Genomic DNA, 21,501 nt, shown 5'->3' on the forward strand with positions numbered 1-21,501 from the left:
ATCAGTCCTCGATGCCCTGGCGGCCGGAGATGATCATCATCGTGCCGGTCATGGTGGCGATCAGCTTGGCTTCGTCCGATATGGCATAGGCCTGGCCGTCGGCGACGATGATGGTGCGGCCGGGCTTGGTGACCGAGCCGCGGAAGAGGAAGCGCTCACCCTTGCCGGGCGCCAGCAGATTGACCTTGAACTCGATGGTCAGGATGCTCGAATTGTCGCCAATCAGCGAAAAGGCGGCATAACCGCAGGCAGAATCGAGCGCCGTGGAAATGACGCCGGCATGAAGGAAGCCGTGCTGCTGGGTCAGCTGATCGGAAAACGGCATTTCGATCTCGACAATGCCTGGTGTGACCAGCGTCAGCTCTGCGCCGATGGTGGCCATGGCGCTTTGCCGCGCAAAGGACGACCTGACGCGATCCTCGTAGTCGGCCGCAGGTACAATCTTGGCTGCCATGCTCGAAATCCTCTCGAACCCGCTTATCGCAAAGCCGGCAAAGCCAGGCAATCTCTAATGCTGCGGCGCAGCAACGCTATCGATTGAGCCACCAGATCGAGAAGTTGAGCAGCGTGGCAAAGGCCACCCACAGCGCATAGGGAACGAACAGCCAGGCAGCGAGGCGATCAATCCGCCGCGCGAGGGCGACGAAGCCGATTATGGCTACCAGGAGCGCTATGATGACGACGAGGCCAAGGCCGGGAAGCTGCAGCCCGAAGAAGGTCGGCGACCACAGGAAATTGAGGACCAGCTGCACCCACCAGACGCGCATGGTCGTGCCGTATGGCGCGCGGCAGAAGATGCGCCAGCCGGCGATGGCGACGAGCATATAAAGCACCGACCAGACCGGGCCGAAGACCCAGTCGGGTGGATTGAAGAACGGCTTTTGCAGGCCGGCATACCAGGCACCAGGCAGATTGAGATAGCCGATCAGCGTGCCACCGCCGAGCACCAGCACCACGAAGCCGACAAGAGCAAGTGTTCTGTTCATCATACCTCCAGGCCTTTCACCCCCTTTGCCGAAACGGCTCCGGAGGCGGCTGGTTGCATGTTCATGACAGTGGTCGGTCAGCCGGCCTTGCGCATGGCGGCGAAATAGAAGCCGTCGGTGCCGCTGCGGGCTGGCGTGAGCGACAGCCCCTGCTGGCCGAAACGGACGGTGCCTTGCTTTCCAGGAAACCGGCCGTTCCACAGCGCAACATGATCGACTGAAGCAAATGCCTTGTCGCGGCCGAGGAAAGCCTCGACCTGGTCGGCATTCTCTTCGTCGAAGACTGAACAGGTGATGTAGACCATCAGTCCGCCCGGCTTCACATAGGCGCTGGCAGCGTCGAGGATGGCCGACTGCTCGGCCTTGCGCACGTCGAGCTGGCGCTGGGTCAGCCGCCACTTGGCATCAGGCCTGCGCCGCCAGGTGCCACTGCCGGTGCAAGGGGCGTCGATCAGCACGAGATCCATGTGCCCGGTCAGCCCTGAGAGCTCCGAAGGCTTCGACACGACCTGGACGTTGCGGTTGTCGGAGCGGCGCAGCCGGTCGAACATCGGTGCCAGCCGCGCCTTTTCGGAATCATGGGCGAAAATCTGGCCGCGGTTTTCCATGGCCGCCGACAGCGCCAGCGTCTTGCCGCCGGCGCCAGCGCAATAGTCCAGCACCTGCATGCCCGGCACGGCACCCGCAAGTTCGGCCGCAAGCTGCGAGCCCTCGTCCTGAACCTCGAACCAGCCCTTCTGGAAGGCGGGCTCGGCCTGGACGTTGGGGTGGCGGCCGCTGCCGTCGATGGGGGGAATACGCACGCCGTGCGGTGCAAGTGCGGTGGGCACAGCGCGCGTACCTTCAAGCTCGGCGATGACGCGGTCGCGGTCGGCCTTCAGCGTGTTGACGCGGATGTCCAGCGGCGGGCGGGCGGCAAGGGCAGCGCCCTCCTCCACCCAGTCAGCGCCGAAGGCGCGTTCGAGCAGCGGCGCGCACCAGTCAGGGCTGTCAGCGCGCACGACGTCGGGCGCATCTGTCAATTTGCGTTCGGCGATCGCCTTGAGTTCGGCAGCGCTGAGCGGCTCGGGTGCAAACTTGTCGCCGTCGAGGGCCTGGTTGAGCGCTGTGGCCGACTGGTTCCATTCGAGCAAGAGCGCGCCGAAGCCGAGCGCGCGCGAGGTCTCGTCGCCAAGCAGCCATCCGGCAGAGCGTTTGCGGCGCAATGCATCGTAGACGATGTTGCCGATCGCGGCGCGATCGCCCGCGCCGGCAAAGCGATGGGACAGGCCCCAATCCTTGAGTCCATCGGCAGCCGGCCTGTGCCGCCGCTCGATGTCGTCGAGTACTTCGATGGCCGCAGCCAGCCTTCCGCCAAGTCGCATATCGGTGATCCCTATTTCGGCTTACCCGAGGAACCGTCTGACTAACGCCGTGCGGTGGCGCGCACAAGCGCCCGCTAAGATTATTCGGCGCAAGTGCCGAACCTAAACATTTCGTAACCCGGGAACGGGAGGCCGACGACGCAACGTTATAAGGTTTTGAACCCCATTGAGGTCCAAGATGAGAAACCTGCTTCTTGCTTCGTTCGTCGCTGTCATGGCCGCATTCTCCGCCGGGGCACCCGCCCAGGCGGCAAGCCCGACCGCACCGGCCGTCACCAACGTCCGCTATGTCGAGTACATGCCGGGCTGGCGCTACCATCGTGCGCATTACCGGCACTATGGCTATCGTGGCTGCCACATCCGGAACGTCAGGCACGTTCGCCACGGTCGCGTCTGGTACCAGCCGGTGCGCGTCTGCCGCTGGTAGATCCCTACCCCTGAAACGACACAGGCGCGGATCGCTCCGCGCCTGACACTGTCTCGGCGTTCGTGCCGGCTACGGTTGGACGGCCGCCGAAATCGCTGCGTTGAAGCCGGCGAGCAAGGCCTCGTCCTCGGCGCTGCGTTTTTTGCGCGACTGCACCAGGCAGGCCTGCGAACGCAGGATGACGCCGTCCGACAACACCTTGAGATGATTGGCGCGCAGGGTCGAGCCGGTCGAGGTGATGTCGACAATCACATCGGCGGAACCGGCGGCGGGTGCGCCTTCGGTGGCGCCCAGGCTTTCCACGATGCGATAAACCTGAATGCCGTGCTTCTGGGAGAAGAACTGCTGCGTCAGCCGCCAGTATTTGGTGGCGATGCGAAGGCGGCGGCCATGGCGCTGGCGGAAATCGGCGGCGACATCGTCGAGGTCGGCCATGGTGTCGATGTCGAGCCAGATCTGCGGAACGGCAACGACCACATCGGCATGACCGAAGCCAAGCCGGGCGACGATCTCCGCCCTGCTCTCCCAGTCAGCCAGGTTCTCGCGGATCAGGTCTTCGCCCGTGACGCCGAGATCGACATGGCCCTGTCCGATCTCGCCCGAAATCTCGGACGCCGACAGGAACGCGATCTCGATGTCCGGCCGGCCTTCGATGGTGGCGCGGTAGCGGCGATCATCGTCGGGCAGGTTGACGGCCAGGCCGGCCTTGGCCAGCACCTCGAGCGCCTGCTCCTTGAGACGGCCCTTGGAGGGCAGTGCGAGCGTGATCGGCATCAGGCGGCCTCCCTCAGGGCTTCGATCCGGTCGAGCCAAACGGAGAAGCCGACGCCGGGGATGGGCTTGCCGGCGCCGAGCAGCGTCAGCAGACGGTCGTAGCGACCGCCGCCGGCCAGTGGACGGTCAGCCTCGGGTCCCGAAATCTCGAAGACGAGGCCGGTGTAATAGTCGAGTGGACGGCCAAAGGCGGCATCGTAACGCACGGTGCCAGCGGCAAGGCCGTGGCCTGCAACGGCCGTTGCGCGTGCGGTGAAATTGTCGAGCGCGGTTCCGAGCGACAGCCCTGCTGCGGCGGCGAATTCCTTGAGGGCCGCGGGCGCTTCGTCCAACGCCACCTGGATCGCCAGGAAGCGCTTCAACGCCTCGAAGGCGTCGCTCGACAGCCGCACGCTGCGCAGCTCGGCCTTTTCGATCAGGCGGCGGGCGATGTCGTTGGGCGTGCGGCCGGCAGACGGCGAAAGCCCTGCCTTTTCCATGCCTTCCGAAATATGCGCCGCCAGCACATCGAGGTCGCCGTCGGCGACCAGTGACGCCACGGGCTCGGCGAGTGCCGAACTGCGGGTCGGCGCTGCGAGATCGTCGAGGGCCGCTGCCAGCTGTTCGGTAGAGCCAAAGGCACGGGCAAGACGCATGCGCCAGCCGCGCGGCAGGCCAAGGGCTGCCAGCACCGCCTCGAAGATCGCCTGGTCGCCGAGGGTGACAGCAAGATCGCGCCCTGGCAGGCAAAGGCTGAGCAACGCATGAGCATCGGCCACCGAGCGCGCGTCGGCAGCGGCAATGTCCTTGTCACCGAGATCCTCGACGCCAGCCTGGAAGAACTCGTTGCCACCCTCGCGGCGCTGGCGGAAGACCTCGCCGAGATAGGAATAGCGGCGCGGCGTGCCCGAGCGGGTGCGGATATGGTCGAGGCAGACCGGAATGGTGAATTCGGGCCGCAGGCAAAGTGCTGCACCCGTTTCGCTTTCGGTAAGGAAGATGCGGCGACGCAGGTCCTCGCCGGCCATATCGAGGAACGGGTCGGCCGGCTGCAGCACCGGCACATCGACCGCATCGGCCCCGCGCGCAGCGAAGAGCTTCAGAATGTCAGGCGCAATCGCGGGGAAGCGCGCGTTCATGGCTTACAGACCTCCACGTCAGCGAGGGACTGCACCTCGCCGTTACCCTCTCCCCGTGAGCGGGGCGAGGGAGACGCCAGCGTTGCGGCCAATCCCCTTTTCCACGCTCTGCGGAAAGAAGGTCCCGTCAGGGGGATGAGGGGCGACGCAGACGACAGCATGCGTTCGCTAGCCACGGCTGCGCTCTGCCGCCTGCGCGGCCAGGATCTTCTTCACCTCGACGACAAGATCGGCCTCGGGCACGGTGATCTGCGCGGGCCGCGCAGCGCGCCATTCGGCGTTGTCGGTGATTTCAGCCGACATGCGGGCACCTTCGATCAGGTCCTTGATCTGGACCTCGCCATTGGCACGCTCGTCGCCGCCCTGGATGACCACGACGGGCGATCCCCTGCGGTCGGCATATTTGATCTGCGCCTTCATGCCAGCACCGCCGAGATACATTTCGGCGCGCACACCGGCGCGGCGGAGGTCGGAGACCATCTTCTGGTAACGGCCGAGGCTCTCGGTGTCCTTGTCCATGACGAGCACGACGACGGGGCCGACGACATCCGACGTGTCGAGCTTGCCGAGATTCTTCAGCGCCGTCATCAGGCGCGACACGCCGATGGAAAAACCGGTTGCCGGCACCGGCTCGCCACGGAAACGCGAGACGAGGCCGTCGTAACGGCCGCCGCCGCCGACCGAACCGAAGCGTACGACCTGGCCCTCGTCATTGGGAATCTCGGCCAGAAGCTCGGCCTCGAAGACCGGGCCGGTGTAATATTCGAGACCGCGCACGACCGACGGGTCGACTTTGACGCGACCGTCGTCATAGCCCGCCGCCGCAGCCAGCGCGCCGATCTCGGTCAGTTCGTCTACGCCTTCCATGCCGCGCTCATTGCCGGCAACCACGGCGCGGAGGTTCTCGGCGGTCGTCACCGCGTCAGCCGAACCCGCCTCGGTGAAGGCAATGACGGTGTCGATCGCCGCTTCATCCAGCCCGGCGCCCTTGGTGAAGTCACCCTCGCCTTCCGCACCACCGTCCCAGCGGCCCTTGCCGAGCAGCAGCCTGACACCCTCGGGGCCGAACTTGTCGAGCTTGTCGATGGCGCGCAACACCGTCAGCCGGCGGTTGACGTTCTCGTCGCCGCCGAGACCGATCGCCTCGAGCACGCCGTCGAGCACCTTGCGGTTGTTGACGCGGATGACGTAGTCGCCACGCTTGATGCCCAACGCTTCCATCACGTCGGCCATCATCATGGTCATCTCGGCATCAGCGGCGACACCGGGCGTGCCGATGGTGTCGGCGTCGAACTGCATGAACTGGCGGAAGCGGCCGGGGCCGGGCTTTTCGTTGCGGAACACCCAGCCGGAGCGATAGCTGCGATAGGGCTTGGGCAGTTTCTCGTAGTTTTCGGCGACGAAGCGCGCCGTCGGCGCGGTCAGGTCGTAGCGCAGCGACAACCACTGTTCATCGTCATCCTGAAAGGAAAAAACACCTTCGTTGGGACGGTCCTGGTCAGGCAGGAACTTGCCGAGCGCATCGGTATATTCGATCAGCGGCTGCTCGACAGGCTCGAAGCCATAAAGTTCGTAGACGGCGCGGATCGCGACCATCATCTTCTCGACGGCGCGGATGTCGTCCGCGCTGCGGTCGACGAAGCCGCGCGGCAGTCGCGCTTTCATCTTTTCCGATTTGTCGGCCATGATCGAGAATTCCGCAATTTTTCCAGATGTTTTGGCCGCAGATGCAGCGCGCCGTGTCGTAACCGAATTGGGGGGGAGCGGCAAGAGTTTGACGCCACGCCGACGCGCAGGGTGCAGACAAGTGGAAACATTTGCGCTTCTGGCCGGCATCGTACCGATACCTGCAAGGCAGAAAAGGCGCGCCGACACTGAAAGGAAACGGCCGCCATGGCTGATACAGACGGCAAGACAGAAGCTCGACAGCCGCAATCCGCACCGGTCGGCGCTACACTCATGACCGTAGCGCTGGTGCTCTACCCGGCGATGGGTGTGCTTGGAGCCATCGTCGCCGGGCTGATGCTCGCCGGACAGGGCGCCTGAGCCCCCAGAAAGGCACCGCCATGCCGAAACTGCGTATCCTGTTCGCCACGTTGGCGCTTTGGATCTGCGGCGTGAACGCTGCACTCGCCTGCGCACCGGGCGACAAGCGACTTGCCGGTCACTACTATCTCAACGGCGTCATGGAGGTCGGATCCGAACTCTTGCTCCGACCAGACGGCAGCTTCGAGTTCATGCTCGCCTATGGCGCCAACGACCAGTACGGCAGGGGGTGCTGGGTCAGGCGCGGCTCGACCGTCGAGGTGATCCCGTCGGGCCGGAGTGCTGCTTCCCCCACACACACGCCCGACGACCGCAGCTTCGGCGGCTTGGTGCTGACAGTATCGGGGCGGAGCCTGGTCTGGGATATCGCCGGAAGTGGTCACAAGGGCAGGTATGAGCGGTGAGTGGGCAGAGCGGTTCCGGGGCCGCACCGCTTCTCATTCTTACCCTCTCCCGCAAGAACGGGGGGAGTTGGACGCCGGCATCGCCGCGGCGTCCCTTCTCCCAGCGAGCGGGAGAAGGTGCTGGCAGGTGGATGAGGAGCGGCTACCCCGGCCGCTTGAACGCCTTGCGCTCGGCTTCGATCTTGCCCCGGCACATGCACCCTTCGATGTGGTCATTGACCATGCCCATGGCCTGCATGAAGGCGTAGATCGTTGTCGGGCCGACGAAGGTCCAGCCACGCTTCTTCAGTTCCTTTGAGATGCGCGTCGAGGTTGGTGTCGTCGGGTTGGCGATCAGGGTCGGGTAGTCGACGATCTTGGGCCGTTCATCTTCGCCGGGCTCGAACTTCCAGAACCACGCCGCCAGCGAGCCGGCCTCGTCGGCGAGCGCACGCGCACGGCGGGCGTTGTTGATGGTCGAGACGATCTTGCCGCGGTGGCGAACGATGCCGGCATTGCCCAGCAGCCGCACGATGTCGCTGTCACCATATTCGGCGACCTTGTCGAAATCGAAGCCGGAAAAGGCCTCGCGAAAGCTGTCGCGCTTGCGCAGGATGGTGAGCCACGACAGCCCCGACTGGAAGCCTTCCAGGCAGATCTTCTCGAACAGCCTGGTGTCGTCGGCAACCGGACGCCCCCATTCGTTGTCATGATAATGCAAATAGTCGGGCAAAGTGCCCGGCCAGAAGCAGCGTGTCGCGCCATCAGCACCCTGCATGAGGCCTGTCTTTTTCTCTTCCATCACCAGATCCGCTTCTTGTGACGCAATTTCCGGAAAGCCTCCGGTGCTTTCCTCGGAATTGCTTGTTAACCGCCTGAACGCGTTGATTTACCTGTGCTTTACCAGATTCCTGAACCGACCGGTAACCACACCAAAAGCTTTCCTGACAATCTCGCATTTTAAGCAACCCGATTCATGTTTCGGTGGGACGACGGCTTCAATGTCGACCCGAATCCCGGTGGGCGCCGTCCTTTCCGGCAGAGACGAACGTGTTGAGAGTGCGTCCATGAAGAAACCTCTTGTCTTGCTGGCCTCGGCCGCTTTTCTGGTCGAGTTGGCCGCGCCGGCGCTGGCCTATGATCGCTATGCCGAGCGGCCGCCCGTGGTGGTGAGCCCCGATCTCTCGGCGCCGTGGGTGCTGCAACTCGGGCGCAACCCGGCCGAGGTGATGCCGCGCCGCCAGGCGCGCGAGCCCAGGCAGCAGCAGGTGCAGCAGGCGGCACCACGCCAGCAACGGCAGGCACAGCGCCAAAAGGCTAGGCCGGACCAGGTGCAGACCGCCGCATTGCGTGCACCCGAGAAGCGTTCGGTGAAGCCGCAGATCAACCCGATCTACCTGCCGCAGCAGGTCGCCTATGATGGCGCCGAGCAGCCGGGCACAATCATCATCGATACGACCGAAAACTTCCTCTATCTCGTCGAAGCCGGCGGCCAGGCGCGACGCTACGGCGTGGGCACCGGCAAGCCCGGCTTCGAATGGTCGGGGACGCACAAGGTGTCTTCCAAGCGCGAATGGCCGGACTGGCGCCCGCCGGCGGAGATGATCGCCCGCGAGCGCGCCAAGGGCCGCGTGCTGCCGGCGATGATGCAGGGCGGACCTGAAAATCCGCTTGGCGCGCGTGCACTGTATCTCGGCTCGACGCTCTACCGCATCCACGGCACCAACCAGCCGTGGACGATTGGCGGGGCGGTGTCTTCGGGCTGCATCCGGATGCGCAACGAGGACGTGATGGATCTCTACGAACGCGTGCCGGTCGGCACCAAGGTCGTCGTCAAATAGAGCAGCTTGACGCAATTTCGGACAGAAGCCGCTTGGCTTTTCCGGAATTGCACTAACCGGTTACGGGGGCGGAGCCCGGCCATAGAAGCCGGGCCTCTGAGCAGAAGGGCAGCGCCAGGCGCTGCCCTTTTCGCTTTGTGGATGACACGAAACCGTCACAATCAGGAAAATTTGTTCAGTATGGGTGAAATTCACCTCAAGCCGCCCTTTTCTTTGGCGGCAAGCCGAAGTATCCGGAACGGACCCCGTTGACGCCGGAAGGACAAAAATGCCGCCGCTCGATGACACCCGCTATCTCAAGGGCGGCCCAGTCGCCGCCCGCATCATCGCCGAAGTTCGCGCTGCCGCCCAGCAGGCGACCGAAGAAGGTTTCCGCCCCAAGCTCGTTTCGATCACCGTCGGCGACGTCGAAGCCGTCGATGTCTATGTGCGCAACCAGCGCGCCAAGGCACAGCTTGCTGGCATCGACTTCGAGGAACGGCGGTTCCCGGCCGAACTGACCGCCGGCGAGCTCGAAGCCGCGATCCACGGCATGAACGCCGATCCGCGCGTGACCGGCATCATCATCCAGCGGCCGGTGCCGCAACACATCCCGATCAAGGCGATCCAGGCGGCAGTGCATCCGCTCAAGGACGTCGAAGGCATGCACCCGGCCTCGATCGGCAACATCGTCTACAACCAGCTCGACTTGGCACCCTGCACGGCGGCGGCATCTGTTGAACTGCTGAAAGCGACCGGTCTCGACCTCAAGGGGCTCGAAGTGGTGGTGGTCGGCCATTCCGAGATCGTCGGCAAGCCGATCGCCTTCCTTTTGATGAGCGAGGGGGCAACGGTCACCGTGTGCCACCACATGACGCGATCCCTGGCAGCGCATGCACGCCGTGCCGACGCGCTGTTCGTCGCCGTCGGCAAGCCGCGGCTGATCAAGGCCGACATGGTGAAGCCGGGAGCGGCCGTCATCGACATCGGCATAAATGCCGAGACGCTGCCAGATGGCTCGACCCGCATCGTCGGCGATGTCGACACCGATTCGGTCAAGGAAGTGGCGTCGTGGATCACGCCCGTGCCCGGCGGCGTCGGTCCTGTCACGGTGGCGATCCTGCTGCGCAACACCATGGTGGCGCTCAACCGCCAGCGGGCGCTCTACAAGCAGACATTTGCCAGCGGCGAGGCCAGGCTCGCCGCCGAGTAGGCACGATTGCTTTCGAGCATGGTCTATTCCGAAAACCGGCGCCCACTTTTGGGGATCATACTCTCATCTAAAGCCTGTAGGCGTCGCTGCTGATCTGCGAAACCGCCTCCGGCTGCGCGGCCGGAGCGAGACCATTTGTGACGACGATGGGCGTGCCGTCTGCCACACGATTGTAAAGATCAATGATGTCCTGGTTGATCAGCCGGACACAGCCTGACGACACCGACTTGCCGATGGACGCCCATTCGGGCGAGCCGTGCAGGCGATACAGCGTGTCTTTGCCGTCCTGGAAAATGTAGAGCGCGCGCGCTCCGAGCGGGTTCTGGACGCCCGGCTGCATGCCGCCTTCCCACTCGTTCTTGCCGGGGATCTGGCGGGCCCGAAATTTCTCCAGCTCGGGCTGGCGGTCGATCATCTCGTTCGGCGGGAACCAGCGCGGCCATTCCTGCTTCCACTCGATGACGCCGCGGCCCGCCCATTCGAAACCTGCGCGACCGAGGCCGACGCCGTAGCGGATGGCCTCGCCATTGTCGGCAACCACATAGAGGAAGTGCTGGGAGGTATCGATGACAACCGTGCCCGGCGCCTCGCCGGTGGGATTGCTCACCACCTGGCGATAGTAGCGCGGGTCGATCTTCTTGAACGGCACGCCCGGAATGTCGAAGCCGTTGTCGTTGACCGGCGCATACATCATCTGCGGCTCGCCAAAACCTGGGTCGTTGCGCAGGGACGGCGGAGGCGGCGCAACGGGGTAAGCCGGCGCGGCGTAAGCGGAGCGCTCAGCCTGCGTTGTCGAACATGCGGACAGTGCCGCCGAGGCTGCCCCGGTTGCGGCAAGCGCCAGCAACCTGCGGCGGGTGAGTGTCGACATAGAGGCTTCCAATGCGCTTTTTCGATGTTGCTGCAACGCGCGAAGCCATCGCATGTTCCACCCGTCCTGTTCAATCCCGGGCGGCGCGCACTGTGGTCAACTCTGCTTGTAGTCGTTGCGCATCGGTTACAGCATGCATCAGCTCAGCCGATCTCAGGCACGCCGGCAGGTTTTTCGCCGCCATAGGCCCAGTCGAGCAGCTTGACCGTATGCACCACCGGTAATTTCGCAGCCGAGGCTATCTGGGTGATGCAGCCGATGTTGCCGGTGGCGACGAGTGCCGCGCCCGTGGCCTCGATGTTCTTGACCTTGCGGTCGCGCAGCTTTGCCGAAATCTCAGGCTGCATGATGTTGTAGGTGCCGGCCGAGCCACAGCAAAGATGGCCTTCGCGCGGCTCCTTGACCACGAAACCGGCACGGGCGAGCAGGTCCTTGGGCTGGCGAATGATCTTCTGGCCGTGCTGCATCGAGCAGGCAGAATGATAGGCGACCGTCAAACCCGGCTTGCGGGCCGGTTCGGGCAGGTCCAGCGTCGCCAGATATTCGGTGACGTCCTTGGCCAGTGCCGAGACGCGCTCGGCCTTCTGCGCATAGGCCGGGTCCAGCCGCAGCATGAAGCCATAGTCCTTGATCGTGGTGCCGCAGCCCGAGGCGGTGATGACGATGGCGTCGAGCCCACCATCGTCGATCTCGCGGGTCCAGGCGTCGACATTCTGGCGCGCCGACGCGAGTGCTGCATCTTCTCGGCCCATGTGATGAACGAGCGCGCCGCAGCAGCCCTCGCCCTTGGGCACAACGACCTCGATGCCGAGACGGTTAAGCAGCGACACGGTCGCCTCGTTGATGCCGGGTTCGAGCACCGGCTGGGCGCAGCCGGTGAGGATGGCGACACGGCCGCGCCTGGCCCCGGATGCGGCATGCGTGCCGGGCGATGCCACGAGCGACGCGGCCGGCACCGATCTTGGCGCCAGCCTCAACATCGCCGCAAACGGCTTCAGTGCCGCAACCCTGTCGAATACATCGGCAAAAGGCCGGCCAAGCCTGGCCAGCTTGAGCGCAGCGCGGAAGCGTGCGGGATAAGGCAGCACCATCGCCAGCACGCCGCGCGTCAGCCTGTTGGCCAGCGGGCGCTTGTAAGTCTTTTCGATATGGGCGCGGGCGTGGTCGACCAGATGCATATAGTTCACGCCCGAAGGGCATGTGGTCATGCAGGCGAGGCAGGACAAGCAGCGGTCGATATGGGTGACGATCTCCTTGTCCGCCGGTCGCCCGTTCTCCAGCATGTCCTTGATCAGGTAAATGCGGCCACGCGGCGAATCGAGCTCGTTGCCAAGGGTCACATAGGTCGGGCATGTCGCCGTGCAGAACCCGCAATGCACGCATTTGCGCAGGATCTTTTCCGATTCCGCAACGTGCGGATCGGCAAGCTGGGCTGTGGTGAAATTGGTCTGCACGGCGTTATGGCACTCTTGTCAGGCGGCTAGATCAGCCAGCTTTCGGGGTTCTTGATGGCCTCGCCGCGCCCCACGGCCTGCAGACCCATGATACAGCGGACGATGAACCAGACGGCGACCGCAAACATCAGGATGAAGCCGATAAAGACGAAGATCAGCATGAACGAGATCAGCGCATAGAGCAGGCCGATCCAGAAGGTTCGGATCAGCCAGGTGTAGTGGGTCTCGACGAAGCCGCCGGCCTTGCCACGGTTCATGTAGGCCAGGATGATACCGACGATGCCGCTGACGCCGATGACCAGTCCGGCGAGGTAGAGGATGTAGATGACCTGGGCATTGGTCGGGCCCGGATCGAGCCAGCGGTCGGTCTGGCGCGGGGTGAAATTCGGCTGCGTGTCGCTCATGATGTGACTTCCTCCGATACACGCGCCAAGGTAGCAGAGTCGAGCGAATGCACCATCCGGCCGGGATTGAGGATGGACTTGGGGTCGAATTCCGCCTTGAGACGGGCCGAAAGTGCCGCCAGTGCCGCGGGCTGCGGTTCGAACACCGGGATCGCGGCGCGCCATGCCGGGGCGGCGCGGACCAGCGTCGCATGGCCGCCGCCGAACTGCCTGATCAGACCGCGCAACAGATCTGCTTCCGGCTCGCCTTCCATGCGCAGCCAGACGAGGCCACCCTGCCAGTCGTAGAAGGCGTCGCATGCCACCTGCATGCGCAGCGCCAGCACCATGTGGTGGGCATTGGCCGGCGGCATCGAGATACGCCAGACCGGCTTGTCGCTGCCGTCGGCAAAGGGGCAGACATCGCGCACATCGCGCCAGAGCGCGCGGGACGCACCCTCCGTTAGCTCCTCCAGTGGGCCGGCATTGCCGAGCATCTGCCTGAGCTGTCCCAGGCGATAAGCGACCGATGGGCCGAACCCTTCGACACGCAGCAAGGTTGCAGGGTCGCTGCCGAGCTTGCCATCGAACACGCGTGAGGCCATCCGCTCGGGCAGGTGTGCCGCCGAAGACACCTCGGCGCTGGAACCCATGGCGATCGACATGGCGGCGGTGGCGTTGTCGTCGAGAAGGCCGCGGATGATGAGCGTGGTCTCGGTCTCGGCCGCCGGCAGCACCTTGAAGGTGACGTCGGTCGCGACCGCCAGCGTGCCCCAGGAGCCGGCCATGACCTTGGACAGATCATAGCCGGTGACGTTTTTGACCACGCGGCCGCCCGACTTGAAGGCCTCGCCGCGCCCGGAGACGGCGTGGATGCCGAGGATGTGGTCGCGTGCGGCCCCGGCCTTGAGCCGGCGCGGTCCCGCGAGGTTGGCGGCGAGCACACCGCCGATGGTTCCCTGCCCCGGCATCTCGCCAAGCAGCGGACCGTAGTCGATGGGCTCGAAGGCAAGCTGCTGACCGTTTTCGGCAAGCAGCCTCTCGATCTCGGCCAGCGGCGTGCCCGCCTTCGCCGACAACACCAGTTCCGCGGGTTCGTAAAGCGTGACGCCTGACAGCTTCGACAGGTCAAGCGTGTGCTCGGCCTGCTGCGGCCTGCCAATGGCGCGCTTGGAGCCATGACCAATGATTTCGAGCGGCGAGTCTTCGGCGACGGCCCATTGGACAGCAGCGAGGACATCTTCCGACATGGTGGGGGTGAAAGTGGTCACAGCCGGTGCTCCCGGAGTTTTTCGAGGGCAGCAGAGCCGCGGCGCGACAGGCGGTAGCCTATGTCGAGGCTCTCGGTCAGGCCGAGTTCCTTGAGCTTGCGCACGTCCTGCTTGAATTTCGGCTTCTCCACGCCGAGGCGATCGGCAAGTGTTGCCGCTGCCACCTCGGGGTTCTGGCCGATGAGGCGCAGGATCGACGGGAAATAGCCCGGCGCGGTGCTGTCCCATTTGGCGAAGCGGGCGGCGAGCGCGTGCCAGTCGGCATCGCTGAGGTCTGCCGCCTCGCGCAGCGCCGGCCTGTTGTCAGCCTCGATGCCCTCGAAGGTAATGCGGTAGAGGGTCCGGCCGCTGCCTTCGCGCAGGTCGGCGGTCAGCGCGCCAAGGCTGTCGTAGCCAGCGGCGTGGGCGTCGGCCTCGGTTAGTGTCCCTTCGTCGGCCACTTCGACCACACCGATACGGATTACACCGATCGCCGTGCGCAAGCCGGTGCCGGCCTTGACCGTCGGCCGCTGCCAGCGGCGAAAGGCGAGCGTGATGTCGCCGCGCTTGATGCCTTCGAGGATCGCCTGCTTCAAAAGCATCAGAACCTCGGAATGTCGGGGAAGGCCACCTGCCCCCGGTGGACGTGCATGCGCCCGAGTTCGGCGCAACGGCGCAGCTGCGGGAACACTTTTCCGGGGTTGAGCAGGTGATTGGGATCGAAGGCGCATTTGACGCGCATCTGCTGCTCGAGGTCGATGTCATTGAACATCTCCGGCATCAGGTCGCGCTTCTCGACGCCGACGCCGTGCTCGCCGGTCAGCACCCCGCCGACCTTGACGCACAGGCGCAGGATATCGGCGCCGAAGGCCTCGGCCTTTTCGAGTTCGCCCGGCTTGTTGGCATCGTAGAGGATCAGCGGGTGCAGATTGCCGTCGCCGGCATGGAAGACATTGGCGACGCCAAGGCCGTATTGCTCCGACAACTCGCGCATGCCGGCGAGTACACGCGGCAGCTCCTTGCGCGGGATGGTGCCGTCCATGCAATAATAGTCGGGCGAAATGCGGCCAACGGCGGGGAACGCCGCCTTGCGCCCGGCCCAGAATGTGAGCCGCTCCTGTTCCGACTGCGAGATACGGCAGGTGGTGGCGCCGTTGCGGTTGGCAATCGCCTCGACCAGGCCGATCAGGTGATCGACTTCGACGGCGGGTCCATCCAGCTCGACGATCAAAAGCGCCTCGCATTCGAGGGGGTAACCGGCATGGACGAAGTCTTCTGCGGCGTGGATCGCCGGGCGGTCCATCATCTCCATGCCGCCGGGAATGATGCCGGCGCCGATGATGTCGGCGACACACTGGCCGCCCTCTTCGCTGGTCGGAAAACCGATCAGCAGCGCACGCGCCGTCTCCGGCTTCTTGAGGATGCGGACGGTAACCTCGGTGACGACGCCGAGCAAACCTTCCGAGCCGGTCATGACGCCGAGCAGGTCGTAGCCCTCGGCATCGAGATGCTTGCCGCCCAAGCGTACGACCTCGCCGTTCATCAGCACCATTTCGATGCCGAGCACGTTGTTGGCGGTGAGCCCGTATTTCAGGCAGTGCACGCCGCCGGAATTTTCGGCGACATTCCCGCCAATGGAGCAGGCAATCTGCGACGAGGGATCGGGCGCGTAGTAAAAACCGTCGAGTTCCACAGCTGTGGTGATGCCGAGATTGGTAACGCCCGGCTGGGCGGTGACGGCACGGTTGGGATAGTCGATCTCGAGAATGCGGTTGAAGCGGCTCATCACCAGGAGCACGGCGTCTTCCAGCGGCAACGCGCCACCCGACAGCGATGTGCCGGAACCGCGCGGCACAACGCGGATGTTGCGCTCGTTGCAATATTTGAGCAGGCGCGACACCTGGGCGACGGTCTCGGGCAGGACCACGACAAGCGGCAGCTGGCGATAGGCGGTCAGGCCGTCGCTTTCAAAGGCGCGCATCTCGTTGACCGTGTCGACCACCCCCTCACCCGGCACGATGATGCGCATATCGGCGACGATCTCGGCGCGACGGGCAAGCGTCGCCGCATCGGGCTTGGGCATGAGAATGCCGGACATCGGTCACCTAACGTCGAGAACTGGTAAAAAGCTTTTACCAGTTGGCGCCGGCGCATGCAAACTGGAAGAAGGTCGTTAGCCGGGACGCAAAGGCGCGCAGCGTTCGCAGCGTCAATCTGCCGCTGGCGGACGCTGGTCCTTCTCCTCTTGCGGGAGAAGGTGGATCGGCGCGCAGCGCCGAGCCGGATGAGGGGTGTTGGACGGAGCACTGCTGTGAAGAGGAGATACCTACTGGGTTGGACGTAAGATGTCGCGCTTTGGCCAACACCCCTCACCGCCCCTTCGGCGCACCTTCTCACTCAAGGGGAGAAGGGATCGCAGCCGGACAGCCTCACTCCCCAGCGTGCGCCTTTGGCTCACTGTGGGCGCGGCGCACACGGCGGACGCCCCACCAGACCAGCAGCACGGCAAGCGGCACGGCGGCGGCGGTGACGATCTCGGGTGCGAATGCGTGATCGACCGCCGAGGCACCCTTGGCGATGTAGCCGACCAGGCCGACGACGTAATAAGAGACGGCGGCGACGGACAGGCCTTCGACCGTCTGCTGCAGGCGCAACTGCAGGCGGGCGCGATTGTTCATCGACGCCAGCAGGTCGCGGTTCTGCTTCTCGACCTCGACATCGACCCACGTGCGCAACAGCGTGGTGGCGCGGGTCAGCTTGCGCGACAAATTGGCCTGGCGCTCTTCGACCGAACGGCAGGTGCGCATTGCCGGTGCCGAGCGGCGCTTGAGGAAACCGGCCCAGGTGTCGTAGCCGGGCACGACCTCCTCGTCGAGCGCTTCGAGGCGCTCGCGGACGATGCCGTCATAGGCCTTGCTGGCGCCGAATCGGTAGAGGCTGGAGGCTGCATCCGCTTCGAGTTCGGCGGCAAGTTCGGTGAGATCGGCAAGCAGCGCCTGGCTGTCGCGTGTCTCGACCGCCTTCATCTCACGCGTCGCTTGGGCCAGCCGGTCCTCGATGCGACGGACGCGGCTGGAAAGCGACAGCGCAACCGGAAGGCCAAGCATGGCCAGCGTGCGATAGGTCTCGATGTCGATCAGACGCTGCGACAGCGCACCGGTTCGCGCCGGCGTCAGGCCGCGGTCGAGGACAAGAATGCGGGTCAGGCCGTCGCCATCCTGACGGAAGTCGGTGACGATGCCGGCGGCACCACCCTCCACGAGCGAGTAGCACAGACTGGTGGGGTCGAAGGTCGCGATCAGCTTCTCGTTGGCCGGCGTCCATTTGCGGATTTCGAGCCGGATGCCCGAAATGACCGTGCCGGGTGGGCTGAAACCGTTGCCGAAGGGCGAATCCTCCTGCGAGCGGTCGGTGGCGCCGAGCGGGCCTTCCCAGAGATAGGTCGAAAACTCGGTGTGGCGTTCCCAGCGTAGCGAGCCCTGCCCCCATTTCATGGCGTGGTGACGGGCCTGGCGATCGGGTGCGGCGATGCCGAGGCGGCGGGACAATTCAGAAAGCACGGCCTGGTCGACGGCCGATCCGCCCTCGGTCATGAAGGACAGCTGGACCATCACGCGCGGACTTTCGACCAGCGGATGCGGTCGCGAATGGACCTCCCCGAGCGCGCTGGGACGACCTTCATGGGCCGGAAAACCCATGACACTGCCGGTCGAACGCGGCAGGAACTCCAATGAGGACGGCTCGGCTGTCACCTGTGGATCCCTCGATGCCATGACCTTCCTGCCTCTAGGTAAGTTTGCCGCAACAGGCAAACGTCAACTTTAGCGGCGCCTGATACTGTGCACCGCCAGCCACCGGGCTGGGTACTGCCGGACTGGATAAATAATTTGACCAGTCGGGGCCGGGCCACCTATCCTTGTGGCCAAGGACAAAGGTTCCGGACAGCACCCTTGAGCGACATATTTTCCAGGATCGAGCATTCACGCACGGCCGACGAGGTGGTGCAACAGATGGAGAGCCTGATTCTGGAAGGCGTGCTGCGCGCCGGCGACAGGCTGCCCGGCGAGCGCGAACTGGCGAGGCAGTTCGACGTGTCGCGGCCGATCCTGCGCGATGCGCTGAAGACGCTGGAAGCGCGCGGGCTAATGGTGACGCGCCATGGCGGCGGCACGCATGTCGCCGACGTTATCGGCCAGGTGTTTTCCAAGCCGGTGATGGATTTGATCGTGAACCACCGTAAGGCGGCAGCCGATTATCTCGAATATCGCCGCGAGATCGAGGGTCTGGCGGCCGAGTATGCGGCACGGCGGGCGACCAAGGAGGATCTGGCGCTGCTCGACCGCATCATGGTTCGCATGGAGGCGGCGCACCAGCGCGCCGACTTCCGTGAAGAGGCCGAGATCGACGTCGAATTTCACCATGCGGTGGGTGAGTGCGCGCACAACATCATTTTGCTGCACACTCTGCGTTCCTGCTACAAGCTTCTGACGGACGGCGTGTTCCAGAACAGGCTCGTGGTGTTTGCCCTGCCGGCAGCACGAGAAGCGCTGCTCGAACAACACCGGGCGATCCACAGGGCGGTCGTTGCAGGCGATCCCACTGCTGCGCGTCAGGCGGCGATGGACCACATCACCTATCTGGAGCGCGCGATGGCCGAGGCCGAGCGCAGCGGCGACTGGCAGCGCGTATCGCGGCTTCGCCTCAGGCAGCGGCTCGACGGCGAGGAAGCGAAAAGACCATGACCGGCGTGCATTTTCTTGACGCCCGGGGTCCCGAGGGCATGCGCATCTATGCGATCGGCGACACACACGGGCATCTGGAGTTGCTGGCGGAGATGCATGCCCGGATCGCCCAGGAGATCATCCGCGACAGGCCGGCCGACTGGCGCATCATCCACCTCGGCGACCTTGTAGACAGGGGGCCGGACAGCCGCGGCGTGATAGAGTTCCTGATCGCGGCGACCGCCCGCGACAGCCGCAACATCGTGCTGACCGGCAATCACGACGTCGGCTTCCTCGACTTTCTCGCCAATCCCGACCCGGAGGGGCTGTTTGCCCGCTTCGGCGGCGTCGAGACCGCGTCGTCTTATGGCGTCAGCCTCGGGTTGGACAATGTGACCAGCCTGCAGGCGAGCCATGCCCAGTTGGTGCGCTCGGTGCCGGAAAGCCATGTGCGCTTCCTGCGCGGGCTCCCCTATTCGGCAAGCTTCGGGGATTTTTTCTTCTGCCACGCCGGGGTCAGGCCGGAAGTGCCATTGGAACGGCAGGATCCGCAGGACCTCATCTGGATCCGCAAGGAATTCCTCAACTATCCGGGGTTGCACCCGAAAGTCGTGATCCATGGACATACGCCGCAGGCAGAACCCGAAGTGATGGCCAACCGCGTCAACGTCGACACAGGAGTCTATTATTCGGGAGCGCTGAGCGCATTCGTCATAGACGGTGCGGACAAACGACTGATTTCGGTGGCTAGGCCCGTCAGCGGGCGGCAGTGACGCCGTAGCCATCGACAACGCGATGGTCGGCTGCGGCATCGGCCGCATAAATCCCGAAGCCGCCAAGCACGATTGCCGACAGCATGGCGAAGGACAGGAGTGCTGCTTTCACGGGGGTCATCTCAAGTTGAGCTTCCTGCATTCTGCACGAACGGAGTTACGAATAAGTTTCCGAAAACTTTAACCGACACCACAAATGCGCGGCATCGCGGCCGTGCTTCTAGGGACGTTCTGTATCGGGCTTGTGTCGCACGAGCCTTGGAGATGGTTCATTCGCGATACCACCGTCGGCTGGCGCGAGGCTGTCTTTAGAAAGGCTTTTGGGCACAATCCAGCCACTGTGGAACCGTCCACAGCGGATTTTTTTCGCAGTGCCAAAAATGTCACGGAATGGCTATCGGCGGCCTCCGGCGAGGTTCCGGCCGCCATGATGTTTCAGATAGCTGCAACCCAGGCGCGAGCCAACGCCTTGCCGACCGCATCGGCTTCGGGGCCATGGCGTTCTGCCTCGGCATCGTGGCGCTCGGGCCAGTCAGGCTGGTTCCTGGCGATCACGTCGGCGAAGGCGCTGTTCCACTCGCGCACCAGCTTGCGGTCGGCCTCGAAATGGAACTGCGTGCCATAGGCGGCGCGGCCGATGCGGAACGCCTGGTTTCCAGTGACGGCGCTGCCGGCCAGCCTGATCGCGCCTTCCGGCATGGTGAAGGTGTCGTCGTGCCACTGGAAGATGGAGAAACGGTCCGGCAGTTCGGCGAAAACAGGGTCATCGAGCGCATCCTCGGTCAGCGACACGCCGTGCCAGCCGAATTCGGTGGCGCCGCCGATGCGGTTGTGGCCGCCAAAGGCACGCGCCAGCAGTTGGCAGCCGAGGCAGATGCCAAGGACGGCCTTGTCACGATCGACGAAATCGCGGGTCAGCGCGAGCAGCTCGGGAAAATAGGGCGAATGGGCATCGTCGAGCGCATTCTGACCACCTCCGAGCATGACGATGGCGTCGTGCTCGCCGGCGTCCAAGGGCAGCGCATCGCCGAGATGGGCGTTGCACAGGTCGAGCTCGGCGCCGACCTCAGCAAGCGCCTCCCCAACCTGGCCGAGGCCGGTGCTTTCAAAGTTCTGAACGACGAGGACGCGCATCTCGGCCTTTCCGGCAGGCGGTGACAAAGTTGCGGCGAGCCCTATCATGCGGCCTACCACGCAGCCAAGAAGGATCGGCTATGCCACTGCAAAACCGGGTCGACCCCTTCGGCGAAATAGACGCCACGCCCGAGCGCGGCATGTTCACCGGCAATCGCGGCATCATCCACGACCCCGATACGAAAACGCTGCTGCACAAGCGCTGGGCGACCAAGGCATGGATCACCTGCGCGCTCGAGTTCAAGGGCGTGCGTCGTGTGCCGATGGGGCGAAACCGGCCCGGCGGCAAGACCGGCTGGACCGAGCTGTTCTTTCTCGACGAGGTGACGGCATTGGCCGCCGGCCACCGGCCCTGTTTCTACTGCCGGCGGGCGCGCGCCCAGGCTTTTTCCAAGGCCTATGCCAGCGCCTTCAATGCAGACGAGCCAAAGGTCGGCGAGATCGACGGGCGGCTGCACGAGGAAAGGCTGGCCTCCGGTGGCCAGCCGGTGGAACTCGACCGCCACGGCCTGCGCCTTTTGCCCGACGGCGCGATGTTTTCGGACGGCGCCTCCGACTATGCGGTGCGCGGCGGCAAGGCGTTGCGCTGGAGCTTCGGCGGATACGACGCGGCCTTCGGCTTCGACGAACTCTCCGACCAGGAGATGTGCATCATCACGCCGGTGACGACGCTTGCCGTGCTTGAGGCGGGTTACCGGCCGGAGTGGCATGCTAGCGCGGAGCGGCTTGCGGAGAGATAGCAGTGCCGCGGGCCTGGACGTGGAGCACAGCGGCGAAATAGGCT

Annotated in this window: 24 protein-coding genes; 8 read left to right on the plus strand and 16 right to left on the minus strand. The window is 64.6% G+C overall.

Going from position 1 to position 21,501, the window contains the following annotated elements; translation table 11 throughout:
- Position 1: 1 nt before the first annotated feature.
- From NDO48_RS22775 to NDO48_RS22785, 3 genes are all read right to left on the minus strand, one after another.
- Positions 2-454 carry a PaaI family thioesterase gene (locus NDO48_RS22775; RefSeq protein WP_018426631.1) on the minus strand — a complete coding sequence of 151 codons (453 nt, stop codon included), beginning with the start codon at positions 452-454 and terminating at the stop codon, positions 2-4.
- A gap of 76 nt (positions 455-530) precedes the next feature.
- Positions 531-989, minus strand: coding sequence for a TspO/MBR family protein (locus tag NDO48_RS22780; protein ID WP_018426630.1), 459 nt, complete (start codon positions 987-989; stop codon positions 531-533).
- Positions 990-1,063: 74 nt separating this feature from the next.
- Positions 1,064-2,350 (minus strand): RsmB/NOP family class I SAM-dependent RNA methyltransferase, encoded by a 1,287-nt coding sequence (locus NDO48_RS22785; RefSeq protein WP_018426629.1) that lies wholly within the window; start codon positions 2,348-2,350, stop codon positions 1,064-1,066.
- A 178-nt stretch (positions 2,351-2,528) separates the two neighbouring features.
- Between NDO48_RS22785 and NDO48_RS22790 the strand changes: the two genes are divergently transcribed.
- Complete coding sequence (locus NDO48_RS22790) at positions 2,529-2,777, plus strand: hypothetical protein (RefSeq protein WP_018426628.1); 249 nt, start codon at positions 2,529-2,531, stop codon at positions 2,775-2,777.
- A 69-nt stretch (positions 2,778-2,846) separates the two neighbouring features.
- On the opposite strand, the gene hisG is transcribed toward NDO48_RS22790, so the two are convergent.
- From hisG to hisS, 3 genes are all read right to left on the minus strand, one after another.
- Positions 2,847-3,551, minus strand: a complete 705-nt coding sequence (gene hisG / locus NDO48_RS22795; protein WP_018426627.1) for an ATP phosphoribosyltransferase — start codon at positions 3,549-3,551, stop codon at positions 2,847-2,849.
- Positions 3,551-4,669: an ATP phosphoribosyltransferase regulatory subunit gene (locus NDO48_RS22800; RefSeq protein WP_018426626.1), complete on the minus strand. Its 1,119-nt coding sequence runs from the start codon at positions 4,667-4,669 to the stop codon at positions 3,551-3,553. The genes hisG and NDO48_RS22800 overlap by 1 nt, the downstream gene beginning before the upstream one ends.
- Before the next feature lie 168 nt (positions 4,670-4,837).
- The gene (hisS, locus tag NDO48_RS22805) at positions 4,838-6,355 is read right to left on the minus strand and encodes a histidine--tRNA ligase (RefSeq protein ID WP_267322409.1); all 1,518 of its coding nucleotides are present in this window, start codon (positions 6,353-6,355) and stop codon (positions 4,838-4,840) included.
- Between the two features lie 207 nt (positions 6,356-6,562).
- On the opposite strand from hisS, the gene NDO48_RS22810 reads away from it, so the two are divergent.
- On the plus strand, positions 6,563-6,715 hold the full coding sequence (locus NDO48_RS22810; protein ID WP_198292844.1) for a hypothetical protein: 153 nt from the start codon (positions 6,563-6,565) through the stop codon (positions 6,713-6,715).
- Positions 6,716-6,735: 20 nt separating this feature from the next.
- Positions 6,736-7,119 carry a hypothetical protein gene (locus NDO48_RS22815; RefSeq protein WP_018426624.1) on the plus strand — a complete coding sequence of 128 codons (384 nt, stop codon included), beginning with the start codon at positions 6,736-6,738 and terminating at the stop codon, positions 7,117-7,119.
- A 142-nt stretch (positions 7,120-7,261) separates the two neighbouring features.
- Here NDO48_RS22815 and NDO48_RS22820 read toward each other — a convergent pair whose 3' ends face one another.
- The gene (locus NDO48_RS22820; RefSeq protein WP_018426623.1) at positions 7,262-7,900 is read right to left on the minus strand and encodes a DNA-3-methyladenine glycosylase I; all 639 of its coding nucleotides are present in this window, start codon (positions 7,898-7,900) and stop codon (positions 7,262-7,264) included.
- 265 nt (positions 7,901-8,165) lie between these two features.
- On the opposite strand from NDO48_RS22820, the gene NDO48_RS22825 reads away from it, so the two are divergent.
- Both NDO48_RS22825 and NDO48_RS22830 read left to right on the plus strand, forming a co-directional pair.
- Positions 8,166-8,939, plus strand: a complete 774-nt coding sequence (locus tag NDO48_RS22825; RefSeq protein ID WP_018426622.1) for a L,D-transpeptidase — start codon at positions 8,166-8,168, stop codon at positions 8,937-8,939.
- Positions 8,940-9,207: 268 nt separating this feature from the next.
- Positions 9,208-10,131: a bifunctional 5,10-methylenetetrahydrofolate dehydrogenase/5,10-methenyltetrahydrofolate cyclohydrolase gene (locus NDO48_RS22830; RefSeq protein ID WP_018426621.1), complete on the plus strand. Its 924-nt coding sequence runs from the start codon at positions 9,208-9,210 to the stop codon at positions 10,129-10,131.
- 67 nt (positions 10,132-10,198) lie between these two features.
- Here NDO48_RS22830 and NDO48_RS22835 read toward each other — a convergent pair whose 3' ends face one another.
- The 7 genes from NDO48_RS22835 to NDO48_RS22865 all read right to left on the minus strand — a co-directional run bounded on the left by NDO48_RS22835 (position 10,199) and on the right by NDO48_RS22865 (position 17,862).
- Positions 10,199-11,002, minus strand: coding sequence for a L,D-transpeptidase (locus NDO48_RS22835; protein ID WP_018426620.1), 804 nt, complete (start codon positions 11,000-11,002; stop codon positions 10,199-10,201).
- A gap of 143 nt (positions 11,003-11,145) precedes the next feature.
- Positions 11,146-12,456, minus strand: a complete 1,311-nt coding sequence (gene glcF / locus NDO48_RS22840; RefSeq protein ID WP_018426619.1) for a glycolate oxidase subunit GlcF — start codon at positions 12,454-12,456, stop codon at positions 11,146-11,148.
- Between the two features lie 26 nt (positions 12,457-12,482).
- A complete protein-coding gene (locus NDO48_RS22845; protein ID WP_018426618.1) occupies positions 12,483-12,860 on the minus strand; it encodes a DUF4870 family protein in 378 nt (125 codons plus the stop codon).
- A complete protein-coding gene (gene glcE, locus NDO48_RS22850) occupies positions 12,857-14,110 on the minus strand; it encodes a glycolate oxidase subunit GlcE (RefSeq protein WP_267322410.1) in 1,254 nt (417 codons plus the stop codon). The genes NDO48_RS22845 and glcE overlap by 4 nt, the downstream gene beginning before the upstream one ends.
- Positions 14,107-14,691, minus strand: coding sequence for an ASCH domain-containing protein (locus tag NDO48_RS22855; RefSeq protein ID WP_267322411.1), 585 nt, complete (start codon positions 14,689-14,691; stop codon positions 14,107-14,109). The genes glcE and NDO48_RS22855 overlap by 4 nt, the downstream gene beginning before the upstream one ends.
- Complete coding sequence (locus NDO48_RS22860; RefSeq protein WP_018426615.1) at positions 14,691-16,187, minus strand: FAD-linked oxidase C-terminal domain-containing protein; 1,497 nt, start codon at positions 16,185-16,187, stop codon at positions 14,691-14,693. Before NDO48_RS22860 ends, NDO48_RS22855 begins: the two co-directional genes overlap by 1 nt.
- Before the next feature lie 331 nt (positions 16,188-16,518).
- A complete protein-coding gene (locus tag NDO48_RS22865; RefSeq protein ID WP_416377216.1) occupies positions 16,519-17,862 on the minus strand; it encodes a DUF3422 family protein in 1,344 nt (447 codons plus the stop codon).
- A gap of 177 nt (positions 17,863-18,039) precedes the next feature.
- Here NDO48_RS22865 and NDO48_RS22870 point away from each other — a divergent pair, with 177 nt between their 5' ends.
- Complete coding sequence (locus tag NDO48_RS22870) at positions 18,040-18,831, plus strand: FCD domain-containing protein (RefSeq protein WP_026226919.1); 792 nt, start codon at positions 18,040-18,042, stop codon at positions 18,829-18,831.
- Positions 18,828-19,583 (plus strand): metallophosphoesterase family protein, encoded by a 756-nt coding sequence (locus NDO48_RS22875; RefSeq protein WP_267322412.1) that lies wholly within the window; start codon positions 18,828-18,830, stop codon positions 19,581-19,583. Before NDO48_RS22870 ends, NDO48_RS22875 begins: the two co-directional genes overlap by 4 nt.
- On the opposite strand, the gene NDO48_RS22880 is transcribed toward NDO48_RS22875, so the two are convergent.
- Positions 19,567-19,704: a hypothetical protein gene (locus NDO48_RS22880; RefSeq protein ID WP_018426611.1), complete on the minus strand. Its 138-nt coding sequence runs from the start codon at positions 19,702-19,704 to the stop codon at positions 19,567-19,569. The two genes, NDO48_RS22875 and NDO48_RS22880, sit on opposite strands and share 17 nt — an antisense overlap.
- Positions 19,705-20,018: 314 nt before the next feature.
- Positions 20,019-20,717: a GMP synthase gene (locus tag NDO48_RS22885; protein WP_018426610.1), complete on the minus strand. Its 699-nt coding sequence runs from the start codon at positions 20,715-20,717 to the stop codon at positions 20,019-20,021.
- Between the two features lie 80 nt (positions 20,718-20,797).
- Here NDO48_RS22885 and NDO48_RS22890 point away from each other — a divergent pair, with 80 nt between their 5' ends.
- Positions 20,798-21,457: a hypothetical protein gene (locus tag NDO48_RS22890; RefSeq protein WP_018426609.1), complete on the plus strand. Its 660-nt coding sequence runs from the start codon at positions 20,798-20,800 to the stop codon at positions 21,455-21,457.
- The last annotated feature ends 44 nt before the right edge of the window (positions 21,458-21,501 follow it).

This window comes from Aminobacter sp. MET-1, assembly GCF_026521175.1.
Taxonomy (GTDB): Bacteria; Pseudomonadota; Alphaproteobacteria; order Rhizobiales; family Rhizobiaceae; genus Aminobacter.

Bases quoted from the DNA above. Each gene is read 5' to 3' on its own strand.
- NDO48_RS22775 (WP_018426631.1), bottom strand. From the start codon at position 454: ATGGCAGCCAAGATTGTACCTGCGGCCGACTACGAGGATCGCGTCAGG.
- NDO48_RS22780 (WP_018426630.1), bottom strand. From the start codon at position 989: ATGATGAACAGAACACTTGCTCTTGTCGGCTTCGTGGTGCTGGTGCTC.
- NDO48_RS22785 (WP_018426629.1), bottom strand. From the start codon at position 2,350: ATGCGACTTGGCGGAAGGCTGGCTGCGGCCATCGAAGTACTCGACGAC.
- NDO48_RS22790 (WP_018426628.1), top strand. From the start codon at position 2,529: ATGAGAAACCTGCTTCTTGCTTCGTTCGTCGCTGTCATGGCCGCATTC.
- hisG (WP_018426627.1), bottom strand. From the start codon at position 3,551: ATGCCGATCACGCTCGCACTGCCCTCCAAGGGCCGTCTCAAGGAGCAG.
- NDO48_RS22800 (WP_018426626.1), bottom strand. From the start codon at position 4,669: ATGAACGCGCGCTTCCCCGCGATTGCGCCTGACATTCTGAAGCTCTTC.
- hisS (WP_267322409.1), bottom strand. From the start codon at position 6,355: ATGGCCGACAAATCGGAAAAGATGAAAGCGCGACTGCCGCGCGGCTTC.
- NDO48_RS22810 (WP_198292844.1), top strand. From the start codon at position 6,563: ATGGCTGATACAGACGGCAAGACAGAAGCTCGACAGCCGCAATCCGCA.
- NDO48_RS22815 (WP_018426624.1), top strand. From the start codon at position 6,736: ATGCCGAAACTGCGTATCCTGTTCGCCACGTTGGCGCTTTGGATCTGC.
- NDO48_RS22820 (WP_018426623.1), bottom strand. From the start codon at position 7,900: ATGGAAGAGAAAAAGACAGGCCTCATGCAGGGTGCTGATGGCGCGACA.
- NDO48_RS22825 (WP_018426622.1), top strand. From the start codon at position 8,166: ATGAAGAAACCTCTTGTCTTGCTGGCCTCGGCCGCTTTTCTGGTCGAG.
- NDO48_RS22830 (WP_018426621.1), top strand. From the start codon at position 9,208: ATGCCGCCGCTCGATGACACCCGCTATCTCAAGGGCGGCCCAGTCGCC.
- NDO48_RS22835 (WP_018426620.1), bottom strand. From the start codon at position 11,002: ATGTCGACACTCACCCGCCGCAGGTTGCTGGCGCTTGCCGCAACCGGG.
- NDO48_RS22845 (WP_018426618.1), bottom strand. From the start codon at position 12,860: ATGAGCGACACGCAGCCGAATTTCACCCCGCGCCAGACCGACCGCTGG.
- NDO48_RS22855 (WP_267322411.1), bottom strand. From the start codon at position 14,691: ATGCTTTTGAAGCAGGCGATCCTCGAAGGCATCAAGCGCGGCGACATC.
- NDO48_RS22860 (WP_018426615.1), bottom strand. From the start codon at position 16,187: ATGTCCGGCATTCTCATGCCCAAGCCCGATGCGGCGACGCTTGCCCGT.
- NDO48_RS22865 (WP_416377216.1), bottom strand. From the start codon at position 17,862: ATGGCATCGAGGGATCCACAGGTGACAGCCGAGCCGTCCTCATTGGAG.
- NDO48_RS22875 (WP_267322412.1), top strand. From the start codon at position 18,828: ATGACCGGCGTGCATTTTCTTGACGCCCGGGGTCCCGAGGGCATGCGC.
- NDO48_RS22880 (WP_018426611.1), bottom strand. From the start codon at position 19,704: ATGACCCCCGTGAAAGCAGCACTCCTGTCCTTCGCCATGCTGTCGGCA.
- NDO48_RS22885 (WP_018426610.1), bottom strand. From the start codon at position 20,717: ATGCGCGTCCTCGTCGTTCAGAACTTTGAAAGCACCGGCCTCGGCCAG.
- NDO48_RS22890 (WP_018426609.1), top strand. From the start codon at position 20,798: ATGCCACTGCAAAACCGGGTCGACCCCTTCGGCGAAATAGACGCCACG.